The following is a 12476-nucleotide window of genomic DNA, read 5'->3' as shown; positions in this document are numbered from 1 at the left end:
GGATAATACTGTGCTTTATCAACCCAATTCTATCTTAATTTTATGATTATTTGGTCTAGACATTGGGGAGTACCTTACAGCGCATTTCTGTACGCATTGACATCGATGACAACCAAAGTCGTCTGAATGAATTGATGCCAGGCATGTCGGTAGTGACAACGGTAGATACGTCAAGTTAGCAAATTAACCCTTGTTTATTCTCCTCTACCAAACGCAGTTTAGCCAGATAAGCTTAAAAAATCTTTCGCTAAATAAGCTGGGTTAGGATATTGATAGAACCCCTCACCCGTGGCTTCACCCAGTTTATTGGTATCGACCAGTTCTGCTTTGAGCTTTGCAGCGGGCTGCTGCAAAGAGGGGTCCATTTTTGCCAGTTCATTAAAGATGTTGTAGTTGGTTTTCATGCCATTTTTATCCAAAATCGCCATCGGTCCAAAGGGTGAACCCGTGGCTATCATCCACGTTTTATCAATGGTTGCGGCATCGGCAACGCCGTTTGCCCACAGTTTTAACCCCGCCACCAATAACGGAATCAATAAGCTATCAAGCACATAGCCCGATTGTTCTTTTTTCACCGCTATCGGTAACATAGCAATGGCTTTGGCAAATTCGATGACGTCAGCATAGACTTGTGGGTCGCAGCTTGCTGCCGCCATCAACTCCACCGTATTACGGATATGGATGTGATTGGCGAAGTGCAGCATCAAGAATTTTTCTGGACGGTTAGTAAAGGTCGATAACACGCTTGGCAATAGCGTTGATGAGTTACTGGCAAACACGGTTTTGGCAGGGGCGGCAGCTGAGGCTTTGCTATAAAAATCTTGTTTGATGTCTAAGCTTTCTGGCACCGCTTCAATCAATAGGTCTGCATCTTTTAACGCCTCATTCAAGTCCGTGGTATAAGCCAAATTTTTGCTAGCTGCTGCCACTTGGGCATCGGTTTCACCTAAGTCATGCTGATGCTGATTGGCAAGGTCGGCAAATCGGGTTTTCGCCTTAGCAATCGCGTCATCGTTAATATCATAAATCGTCACGTTAAAGCCATGAAACGCACATTGCACCGCAATTTGGTTGCCCAATACGCCACTGCCTGCCACGGTAATATTTTTATAGGGTACTTTGGATAAATCCGCTTTGGGTGGTTTTAAAAAGTCAGGATTTTTAAAGGCGGGATTGGGGTATTGATAAAATCCTTCACCCGTGGGTACTCCCAGTTTATGTTGCTCGATATACTCTTTTTTAAGCATATCAACGACCGCTTGGTCTTGTTGTTTGCCCTTAGCCACAGCAAGCTTGTAAATATTGTAAGGGGTAGTCAGCCCCAGCATATCATAAAAAGCAAAGGGTCCCATCGGCGAGCCTGTGCCAAGCATCCAAGTTTTGTCGATGGTTTGAATGTCGGCAATGCCTTGGATATACAGCTGCATCCCTGCATTTAACCAAGGATTGAGTAGTGAATTTAGTACATAGCCCGAGGTTTCTTTGTTGACGATAATAGGCACCATGCCGATTTGTTTGGCAAACGCGGTCACCGCATCAAATAAATTAGGGTCAGTATCGGCATGCGACATAATTTCGGCAAGATTGCGCTTCCAAATCTCATTGGCAAAGTGCATCATTAAAAACTTAGCAGGACGGTCGGTAAATTTGACCAAATCACTGGGCAACATGGTAGATGAGTTACTTACAAATACGGTTTTCTCGGGGGCAGCGGCCGAGGCTTTTTGATAAAAATCTTTTTTGATGGCGACATCTTCGGGCACCGCTTCAATCAACAAGTCGGCGTCTTTTAAGGCGTTGCTTAAGTCTGAGCTATAACGCAAGTTTTGCTCAGCGTATTTGGCTTGTTCGCTTGTTTCGCCCAAATCAGCCTGATGACGTTTGGCGATATCGGCAAATTTGGTTTTGGCTTTATTGAGCACCTCGTCATTGATATCATAGACAACAACTTTAAAACCATGAAACGCCGCTTGTACGGCGATTTGATAGCCCAAAACACCACTGCCTGCGACTGTTATGTTTTTAAAGTTAGAAAGGTTATTCGATTCTGACATACTATGCTCCTAGCGTTAATGAGCAAATACGCGATTTCATAATTGATGATTAAGGTAAATTATTTTTAATATTATCGTATTTGCTGTCGACTATTTTTAATTAGATTGAAAGGTAAAAAAACCGTTAGTATGTTCAAACACTAACGGTTTTTGATTTATTTATGGAGATTGAGTTTTTCACCCAATTGATGAAATTTTTGGTTCATTTCATCACGAAATGCGTCCAATTTTGACGAATGGTCAGCTTTGCGTTGTTCACGCCATACTTGTTGCAAGTGTTTAACCGACTGGTCATGTGCTTCTTTGGCTGCGATTATTTCACTTTGTACATGAGCCACATCGAAGCGTTGACTATGGGTGTTATACTGCGCGAAAAAGTCGTTGAGTGGTTGCTCGTTTTGCTCTTGAACCAACGTTAAAATCGCCACTTCACCGTCTTTAAGATTTTGGGCAACGTATTCAAGTAACGATGATTGACCAAAAGATACTGCCGCACCGACATCACTACCGAGTACCATACCCAGTGAACCACCAATTAACAGGCCTGCAGGTCCGCCCAATACGCCAAGCAACGCACCCAACAGACCACCCATAACTGCCCCACCACTGATTTGTTCGCCTTGGTCTAGGCTATCGACCGTTGTGATCACACTGTTTTCTTTCTTAATGAGTAACGCTTGCACAATCAAGGTTTCAGCGTTGCTTTTGTAAGCTTTTAGCTCGGTAAAGGCTTTGTAGGCTTCAGTTGATACATCAAAAATAGTGACTAAAATATTTTGTTGTGCTTTCATGTCTGTTATCCTTATTTTTCTAATTAGGTTTTTTTAATTAAAGGTTATAAAAATCTTTATCAAACGCTTCTTTTAGATTGGTTGGCTCGACACGTTTTTTATTGTTTAAGCTATGGCGAGTAGTGGAAGCGGTTTGATAAGCTCGAAGACGCGCATGTTGTAAGTTACCAATCGGACGATTGGCTTCAATACAACGAAATGGCGTGAATGATAAATTTTCCATCACCTCAAAGTTACCGTCATCTGGCACATCTTGGCAAGGGATGGTGAGTTTTGCCACTGTCACAAATGGCGCATCTTTTTCATCCCATTCTTTGGTCAAATCATTGATGGGTTGGTCTTTTAAGTTACGGCACAACTGGATTTGCACATCAAACTCATAATCATGCTCACGGATTTCTTGTAAAATCAAAGGACGAATCGCCTCGCTAGTAGCGTTGACATCTAGGTCACGGCGTTTGATTTTGGCTTGTGACGCTTTGGTCGGCGCCACACGGATTTTTGCCATATAGTCGCCATGACGCACCGCCCCTTGTGAATAAAAACTGTATAACAAAGTATTTTGCGGTTTGATGGTTTTAAATTTACTAAAAGCCCTAAAAGTCTTGAGGGATTCTTTGGATGGTAGTTTTTTGCCATATTGGGTAATCCAGTCAAAGGCAAACTTGGCTTGACCTTTTGCGCCTTTGGCAAAATAATCATTTAATTGTAAAAATAGCCGTGAAATATAACTATAGTCTTGAATGGTGTTACAAAAGAAAATAGGAAAATTAATCAAATTGTAGTCAAAGTTTGGGCTATCTGGCTCATCTGGCAGTAATTTTTCGCCTTTGACACCAAAGACTTTAATCGCCAACCCTTGAGAAAGTCCCAACTTGTTGTCAGCAGCCACACGAGATGAGCCGTTAGAAAAACGAATCACCGCTTCATGGCGAGCGGGTTTGGCATAGATACCTTGGGCATATTCTTTGGGCAGTTTTGGTAAAATCTCAAAGTTGGCTTTTAACGCACAGTAGCCTTTGGCATGGGCATCTCGGGTGTGATAGTTGATTTTGCTAACCGTGTCTGATTTGCCGATATAGTCACGAATATCTGCGGTGATTTGGTCGATGGCTTTTTCATCGTCGCTAGTAAGCTGGTCGATGGCTGGGTCAAACTTGGCATAACGACGACCGAATAATTTATTTAACATGATGATTGTCCTTTGTTATTTTCATTATTTTATAAGGTTAGGTTTACTAAAACCGCCTAACCTTTTTTTATTTAGTTTTACTCTAATATGAATTTTCGTTAAGCTCACTAATCCATTTGAGTGCCGACAAGCTCGGTACAAAAAGATATTCGCCGCCTTGTAGGGTATTAAATTGCAAAATATTGGTATGACGCTTACGAATTGGCTCATCGGGTACGGTGAACACATCGCTATCAGCGTCACTACCTGCGTGTACGCCTAGCATTGGGTCACGTTCTTCCCCAAGGTTCATAAAGTTACCGTCATTAATCCATTGGCTTTGCAAAAACTCAAGCGTGTCCATGGCATGCGCGTTGATACCGATAAAAAATAAACCCCGCTCTTGACCGTCGTCTTGGGTCACGTTGGGCGGCACGATATCGCCATACGAAACGCTACGGCGGATGATACGGTGAAGACGTACATCGCTTAGAATAAAGTCTTTGGTATTGCGTGGGTTCATACGGCGAGCATGAGCACCAAACGGGCAGCCTTTGCCATAGGGATCGTCCGTGTAGTCAAATTTATTATTCGCTACATTGTCTTTGCCGAGGGCTTCATCATCGTGGTCTGGGCTTAGGGTGATGGGGGCACCCGAACGCCAGCGACCGAACATTTTTGCCCCCAGTTTATCGGCTTTAGCTGGGTCATTGTCGCTTTGTTCTAGGCAATAGCGGTGAAAGTCAGCCACATTACTGCGGTATTTTCGCAGTACCATAAACGAGCCGTTTTTACCCAATACTTCAGGCTGTGGCATAGGGGGTACCACGCCCGCTTCACCTTTATAACCTAACACAAATTCACCCGCCGCAATCGGGCGTTCGGTGTTATTTTCAAGGGTGATACCACTGCCATCAACTTCTGGGTTACTGATGCCATCGCGATAACCAAACACGTTTTTGACGTCACCATCTGCGCCAAAATCATGTTCCACCAAGATTTCGATGGCGTTACGGCTGATATCTAGATAAGGGGCAAACGCCTGTTTAAGTTCGTCAAGTTTGGCTTGCCATTTTTCTTGGCTATCGGCAATTACCGCGCCACAAATATGAATATCGCCTTTATCACCAAATGGCGCAAGCCAGTTACTAGGGTCATTGTCGCCTTTGTCACCCAAGATATCGGAGCGACCTGCCATACCTGTTTTGAAATTTTCTGGGAAAGAATCAAGCGAGCTTTGCGGTAAGCCTAAAGCTTTTAGCCCCTCATACGTCATCACAATAGTCAAATTGGCATCCATATCTTTTTGGAAATTTTTTGAGCCTGTGACGTTTGGTAATACCGCTTTTAGTAATTCACGACCCGCGTTGCTGTCATTGACTTTTAGCGCGACAAGCGTGCCATAGTAAGGTGCAGGGCGGTCATGCAAAATGATGGCTTGAATATCCTCAAGTTCCATCGTGGCGATATTGGGATAGATAGCGTTCGTTGCCCGTGTGGTGACGCTGTGCAGCTGCGTGCTGATTTTTTGTGTGGCTTCGTGTACCCGTTCTTTGACACTGCCTTTTTCAGTGGGTGTATCGCTGTGTTCAAATTTGTCTTTAACGGCCTCTATGCCATGCTCGATACCATCTTGTAGATGGGTTTTTAATTTGCCAAGTAGGCTTTCATTCGCTGGGTTGTCGTTATTCATGGTCGTTCCTAGCAGAGAATTTCAAAAATTTGATGCTAAGAACCTGCTCACCATACACCACGCTAAATATCGCCTATGGTAAAAATCACGCAACAAATGGCTTTTGTATCGAAATTTTAACCTAAAGCTTGCCCGTTCAGCGTACGCTTGGAATAGTACCCTTATAATAGTACGATAAACGTGATATGGTGAATACAGGTTCTAAGCGGGCTTATTGGGCTTGTTCAATGGCTTTATTGATGCCACGCACGATTTTGTCATTACGCGCAATATCACGAACTGTCAAATGAGGTACACCCACATACCAACCGGAAGCGGTAATCTGATGGTCAAGGATGAATTGCTTAACCGTCGGGCTTTTAATCCCAGGCCAACCCTCTACATTGCCAAAAATTAAGTCCATGAGTTCTGGAATTTTGGTAGCAAAGTCGTTAATGTAAGCATCCCAATCGCCATCATAGGCGGTACAAAACAGGAGCTTGGTGTCATTGTCTAAAAACACAAACCGCGAATCATGCAAGGTGCCTACATTGGCCACCCCTGCAAGATTGCCTTTGGTAATTTCCAAAATTCGCTTGATACGAGCTGCTCCATCTTTGGTTATGGGGGCGATGGCGGTGAGTTCAGACACTTTGCCTGATTTTAAGCCCTTTTCACCGGCACTGGTAACAGAATGGTCATAGCCATCATTACCACCCTCTTTTAGGTTTGCCATGAGCATTTGAGCTTTTAAAGCCACATCATCTAATAAAGAAAGTTTTTCGTTGTTTTGATTTGTCATGTTTTAGAGCCCTTATAGTTAGTTGATCATTAATTGACGTACATGATTTAAATTTGTTTATCCCATTGTTTTATTATTTAAAATTTAAATCCTTTTTATTATATAAGCCGCAAAAAGCAAAAAGCGTTAAAATAACTTTTATCACCCATAAAATTACAAAACTAAACTATTGATTAAAAAATGACATACTAGAAACCATAAAACCGAAGCATTAATTTAAAAAATTCTCATTACAATCAATAGATTATTTAACTTTTAAATATAAAATCTGTGTAGAAAAATCACTTTTCCTGCTATGTGGGACCTCAAAAAATTTGGGACCTTGGACTTTGATGATTAACTTTAGCAAAGTAGCTTGCTGGTCTAATCTCACCCTATAACTGGCTACCACTTTTAAAAAAAGTGTTTATCAGTTAAAAGGTCTATCAGTTAAAAGATGCTTATCATGGCTAGGGTGGATTCCGCGTACTCTGTCGGATAATAGATATAGATAGGTATAGACGAGACGCAAAACGTGCCTTAGTTAGCACGTTTTATCACAAGCATTTAAGACGCCTTTAATATGTCTTTAAAATAAATTTAAGAGGCAATAGCGTGTTTGGGTGTTTCAGTGGCAGGTGTTTTTGAGGCTGCCGTGTCACGGGTTTGTTGCGGTGGTGCATAGTTATTAGCGACAATTTCACCAAACGGTCCTGTCAAATTTGGCTTGACCAAGGTGTCTTGGGTGTCAATCGGTAACAACGGGAAAACCAATTCAGCAAACCGATACGCTTCTTCCAAGTGTGGATAGCCTGAAAAAATAAAGTTATCAATGCCCAAATCCGCATACTCTTGAATACGCGCGGCAACGGTTTGTGGGTCGCCCACCAGTGCCGTGCCTGCGCCACCACGCACCAGTCCAATCCCTGCCCATAAGTTGGGCGAAATTTCTAAGTTATCACGGCGACCGCCATGCAATGCCGCCATACGCTGTTGTCCCACCGAGTCCATTTGGGCGAATTTGGCTTGGGCAGCAGCAATGGTGTCGTCAGTGACATGACTTAATAATTCATCAGCGGCTTGCCAAGCGGCTTCATTGGTTTCACGCACAATCACGTGCAGACGAATCCCATAGCTTAATGTGCGACCTTTGGCAGCGGCTTTGGTTTTAAGCTGCTCAATCTTCCCTTTGACGGCAGCAGGCGGCTCACCCCACGTCAAATAACTGTCAACTTGTTCGGCAGCCAGTGTTTGCGCCGCCTCAGATGAACCGCCAAACCACAAGGGCGGATATGGCTGTTGTAGAGGGGGATATAGCAATTTGGCATCTTCGACTTGCAAGCGTTCACCGTTAAAAGTAAAGGATTCGCCTGTGTGCGAGCGGGTTAAAATCTCTCGCCAAATCGTGGTGTATTCACTGGCTGTCTGATAACGCGTCGCGTGGTCTTCAAAGATGCCATCGCCTTTAAGCTCTTGTTCATCGCCGCCTGTGACCAGATTAAGTAGCAATCGACCATTTGATAATCGATCAAAGGTGCCTGTCATACGAGCGGCAAGCGCGGGTGTCGTCACCCCAGGGCGTAATGCCACCAAAAATTTTAAGCGAGTGGTCGCATCAATGAGACTAGCAGCGACCAGCCAAGGGTCTTCACATGAGCGACCTGTCGGAATCAACACGCCTTCATAGCCAAGGTTATCGGCTGCCACGGCAATTTGCTTCATATAAGTATGGTCAACGGTTCTTGCCCCTTTACTCGTGCCTAAATAACGACTGTCGCCATGTGTCGGTATAAACCAAAAAATTTTCATCGTAACCCCTGCTTGTAAGCTCAAAAATTGATTAAGATAACTCGCCTTTTGTCATGGGCGGTTTATCGGTAGCCATAAGCTTAAAGCAAATATCGCTCAATAAAAAATAACAAAAACTGCTTTGGTTAGCACAAAAATTACTTAATAGTTTTGCTGCTAACCCTATCAATTTAATCGCTAAAGCAGTGACATCAAAAAAAACGCTTTACAGTTTTCACCACAAAGCGTTTTTATCGTCAAATGCATTGATATCAACACCAGATAAACAAGCCCAAATCTTAAAAATAGCACAGCAAGCGAGACAGCAAGCGAGTTTAACGCGTATTACATCGAATGTAACAGACGATAAATTTGCAAACTTGCTTATCAGGATTTAGCGTTACCAGTATTTAGTGTTAGCTGCTAGGTTGTATGGCATCATGCATTGTTGCTTGGGTCAACGTAGGGTTACACAAGGCTAAAAACTGATAGCCAAATCCTCGTAAAAAATGCCCTTGTCGCACTGCTAGCAAGGTAGTATTTTGATGAAATAGTGGCTCGCAACCCAGTAATGTTAACTGGGTGTCTTTATTGGGATTAAACGCCATATCCGCGATGATACCAATGCCCATGCCAAATTCCACATAAGTTTTTATTACATCAGAATCCAACGCCGTCATCACGATATCAGGCTGTAATCCTGCTTTGGCGAACGCTTCATCAATCATCGTTCGCCCGGTATGACCACTAATGTAAGTGATAATCGGATAATGGGCAATGTCGGCAAGCGTTACCTGTTCAAGCTGGGTTAGCGGATGGTTTGGCGGCACCACAATCGCATGATACCAGTGATAATAAGAAAAAGTCACAAGCTCGCTATAGCTTGACAAGGCTTCGGTGGCAATGCCAATATCCGCTCGTCCATCAAGTAGCATTGCCGCAATTTCTGGCGGTGCGGCTTGTAGCAAGCGCAAATGCACTTTAGGAAAAAGCTGTTTAAACGCTTGCACAACGGGCGGCAAAATATAACGAGACTGGGTATGGGTGGCTGCGATGGTCAATTCGCCTTTATCTTGGCTGGTATATTGTTCAGCCAAGGTTTTGATATTGTTGGCATCATGTAGCATCCGCTCTACAATCACCAATAACTCTTTACCCGGTTCGGTCAAACCTAATAGCCGTTTACCCTTACGCACAAACAGCCCTACCCCAAGCTCATCTTCTAAGTCTTTGATATGTTTGGACACACCCGATTGTGAGGTAAATAATGCATTGCCTACTTCCGTCAAGTTATAGTCACAGCGTACCGTTTCTCGAATAATACGAAGTTGTTGAAAATTCATAGTCTGTTGCCCCAAATAATCCGATAATGAATAAAATTAGTGTAAGCCGAGCGGCCTAGGACAACAAACGCCTATCAAACAAATTAATATTCCAAAATTACATATATCAATCACACAAAAAACAAAATTTGAATAACCCAAACAGTTTGTTGCTCGGGTTATATTTAATCATACTGAGCTGGTGATGTCAGCTAATACACACTAAGGCATGCGCCCTTTAGGCGACGGATGGATGGTTTTTAGGGGATGATTGAGTAGTTTGCGGGTGTAGTCTGGCTTCGGCACTCGATAAATCTGGCACTGCCACAGAGGGTAATATTTCGGCTTGTTCGACTTGTTTATTAATGCCTAACTGCTGATTGGCTTGCGCTGATTTTTCTTTAATGGCTTGGGCGCGTCGGCCTTTGGCGGGTGCCCACTCAAGTATCGGCAACGCGCGCGCCACCGCTAACACAATACGGTCACGCAACTGTTGGCTTGAGACGGTGTATTCTGGGGTAAAGTCTTTATCCGTCGCATACACGCCTATTGGCAATGTTTGGGCCTGGAAAAAACTAAACAATGGGCGAAGCTGGTGCTCTAGAACCAGTGCATGACGATCGCTACCGCCAGAGGCAGCCAATAATACCGGCACATCCACGAGCGCGGTTTGCTCCACAAAGTCAAATAAGTGTTTAAACAATCCGGTAAAAGACGCGCGATACACTGGCGTTCCTACAATCAAGGCGTCCGCCGCCTCAATCGCTGCCAAGTCGTTTTGTACTCGCTCTGGCAGTTGGTTACGATAAATCGCCCCACTGAGTAAAGGCCCGATTTCACTAAGTTTGATAAAATGTACGTTGATGGGCGTGGCTTGTGCCAACTCATCTACAATATTTTGCACCAGACTTTCGGTTTTTGATGGTGTGTTGAGCCCACCCGATACCGCAACGATATTGAGTGGAATGGCTGGATTTGCTTGATTGGTGAAATTTTGAGTGATAGACATCTTTGTTCCTTAATTTAATGTAATCAGATAAATCGATGACATGTCGATAACCCCATTAAACGAAAAATTAAGCCGCTTGTGAAACAACAATATCTGCATTATTTAGCTGATTTTTTGCTATATCAAATTTGCCATATCAGAGTGGTAAAAATACAGAGCTACAATTGGCGTTTATCGACCCATTGAGCCAGACTATCGCCTGTGGCTTGCACCAACATGACCAATGCCACCAAAACCACAATCACTGATACCATCATTTGTACATCAAAGCGCTGATAGCCATAACGATAGGCAATATCGCCCAAGCCACCCGCCCCAATCGCGCCAGCAATGGCAGACGAATTAATCATGGTGACAATCGTCACGGTAAACCCGGCAATAATGCCAGGCAATGCTTCGGGCAATAAGACATACCGAATAATCTGTGTACGGTTACAGCCAATCGCTTGTGCCGCTTCTATGAGCCCTGGGTCAACTTCACGCAGACTCACTTCGGCAATTCGAGCAAAAAAAGGGGTTGCGGCTAAGGTTAACGGTACCACGGCTGCCCACACACCATAGCTTGTACCGACAATCATTCGAGTGGCTGGAATAATAGCCACCATCAATATCAAAAAGGGAATAGCACGCACAATGTTCACCGACCAACCCAAACTTAGATTGGTCAAAAATGATGGGGCAATACCTTGCTCGCTTGAATTGACCAATACCAATGCGATCGGTAACCCCAATAAAAACGCTAAAATCGCTGATACGCCAACCATAATCAGCGTATCAATCAACCCCGTCAGTAACAACTCAAGCATAACCGATTAACTCCACATGCAAAATTTGATGACCCAAGCGCTGGGTCAATTGCGCGACATCTAAACCCGTGGTTGCGACGCCAACGACGATATTGCCTACCAAGTAGCCTTGAATGGTATCCACTTGACTTTGATACAAAGAGACGGGCGCTTCAAATTGCGCAAAAATTGCCTTTAAATCAGGGGCAGATTTTCTTGGGGTAACGTATCTTAGGTTGAGCAAAGTATGAGTGGCACTGTGTTTGTCGGTGAGTTTATCCTCACCCAAATCAATGGATGACTGATTATAGCCTAGTAATTCTTGGGTCATGGTGTGCATGGGTGAGGCAAATACTTTCCACACTGGTCCTGTTTCAACGATTTGCCCTTGGTTAATGACAATCACTTGGTCGCAAATATCTCGAATGACTTGCATTTCATGGGTAATGAGCACAATGGTAATGCCAAGTTTTTTATTAATTTGCTTGAGTAACTGCAAAATTAACTGGGTACTTTCTGGGTCTAGTGCTGACGTGGCTTCATCACACAATAAAATTTTGGGTTCATTCACGAGCGCCCGCGCAATGCCCACCCGCTGCTTTTGACCGCCTGATAACTGAGAAGGATACATCAATGCTTTATCACTGAGCCCCACCATCTCTAGCACTTGCGCCACCCGTTTATTGATATCAGCCTGACTTACTTTGGCGACTTTTAGGGGTAAGGCGACGTTGTCTTGTACCGTTTTGCTCGACAGCAGATTAAAATGCTGAAAAATCATACCAATGCCTTGTCGCAGCTGTCGTAGCTGTGCTTGGTTGAGTGAGGCCACATTGTTATCATCGATATAAACATGGCCATCATTAATCGACTCCAAGCCGTTGATAATGCGTAATAAAGATGATTTTCCTGCCCCGCTTTTACCGATAATACCCAGAATTTTGCCTGTTGGCACCTCAAGCGAGATATCTTTTAGTGCATGAATCGTTTGCGCTTGTCCTTGATAAAACTTATTGACCTTATCGATTCGGATATAGGGAGGTGATGAATGACTGTCATCTTGGGTAATATGAGTAAACGACTGCATAGCATGATCCTTTGTA

At 43.7% G+C, this 12476-nt stretch carries 10 protein-coding genes and 1 pseudogene; 1 reads left to right on the top strand and 10 read right to left on the bottom strand.

Annotation, left to right across the window (positions count from 1 at the left end; all coding sequences use genetic code 11):
* Positions 1-74: 74 nt before the first annotated feature.
* A pseudogene (locus tag ACH0AB_RS08255) lies at positions 75-179 on the top strand (hypothetical protein); the annotation flags it as partial.
* 39 nt (positions 180-218) lie between these two features.
* Here ACH0AB_RS08255 and ACH0AB_RS08250 read toward each other — a convergent pair.
* The 10 genes from ACH0AB_RS08250 to ACH0AB_RS08205 form a co-directional block, all read right to left on the bottom strand.
* Positions 219-2054: a 3-hydroxyacyl-CoA dehydrogenase gene (locus tag ACH0AB_RS08250; RefSeq protein ID WP_406877871.1), complete on the bottom strand. Its 1836-nt coding sequence runs from the start codon at positions 2052-2054 to the stop codon at positions 219-221.
* A 155-nt stretch (positions 2055-2209) separates the two neighbouring features.
* Positions 2210-2845, bottom strand: a complete 636-nt coding sequence (locus tag ACH0AB_RS08245; protein WP_076775230.1) for a DUF1269 domain-containing protein — start codon at positions 2843-2845, stop codon at positions 2210-2212.
* Positions 2846-2882: 37 nt separating this feature from the next.
* Positions 2883-4037, bottom strand: coding sequence for a catalase family protein (locus ACH0AB_RS08240; protein WP_406877870.1), 1155 nt, complete (start codon positions 4035-4037; stop codon positions 2883-2885).
* 82 nt (positions 4038-4119) lie between these two features.
* Positions 4120-5709: a Dyp-type peroxidase gene (locus ACH0AB_RS08235; RefSeq protein ID WP_406877869.1), complete on the bottom strand. Its 1590-nt coding sequence runs from the start codon at positions 5707-5709 to the stop codon at positions 4120-4122.
* Between the two features lie 211 nt (positions 5710-5920).
* Positions 5921-6490 (bottom strand): hypothetical protein, encoded by a 570-nt coding sequence (locus ACH0AB_RS08230; RefSeq protein ID WP_002058194.1) that lies wholly within the window; start codon positions 6488-6490, stop codon positions 5921-5923.
* Between the two features lie 579 nt (positions 6491-7069).
* On the bottom strand, positions 7070-8278 hold the full coding sequence (gene ssuD / locus ACH0AB_RS08225; RefSeq protein ID WP_406877868.1) for an FMNH2-dependent alkanesulfonate monooxygenase: 1209 nt from the start codon (positions 8276-8278) through the stop codon (positions 7070-7072).
* Between the two features lie 395 nt (positions 8279-8673).
* Positions 8674-9600: a CysB family HTH-type transcriptional regulator gene (locus ACH0AB_RS08220; protein ID WP_159676670.1), complete on the bottom strand. Its 927-nt coding sequence runs from the start codon at positions 9598-9600 to the stop codon at positions 8674-8676.
* A gap of 217 nt (positions 9601-9817) precedes the next feature.
* Complete coding sequence (gene msuE / locus ACH0AB_RS08215; RefSeq protein ID WP_406877867.1) at positions 9818-10588, bottom strand: FMN reductase; 771 nt, start codon at positions 10586-10588, stop codon at positions 9818-9820.
* A 158-nt stretch (positions 10589-10746) separates the two neighbouring features.
* Positions 10747-11394 (bottom strand): methionine ABC transporter permease, encoded by a 648-nt coding sequence (locus ACH0AB_RS08210; RefSeq protein ID WP_065253422.1) that lies wholly within the window; start codon positions 11392-11394, stop codon positions 10747-10749.
* Positions 11387-12460 (bottom strand): methionine ABC transporter ATP-binding protein, encoded by a 1074-nt coding sequence (locus tag ACH0AB_RS08205; protein ID WP_406877866.1) that lies wholly within the window; start codon positions 12458-12460, stop codon positions 11387-11389. The genes ACH0AB_RS08210 and ACH0AB_RS08205 overlap by 8 nt, the downstream gene beginning before the upstream one ends.
* Positions 12461-12476 lie beyond the last annotated feature (16 nt).

The sequence above is a fragment of the Moraxella sp. 179-F 1C4 NHS genome (assembly GCF_045370505.1).
GTDB lineage: Bacteria > Pseudomonadota > Gammaproteobacteria > Pseudomonadales > Moraxellaceae > Faucicola > Faucicola tetraodonis.
This window is presented reverse-complemented; position numbering and strand designations above follow the sequence as displayed.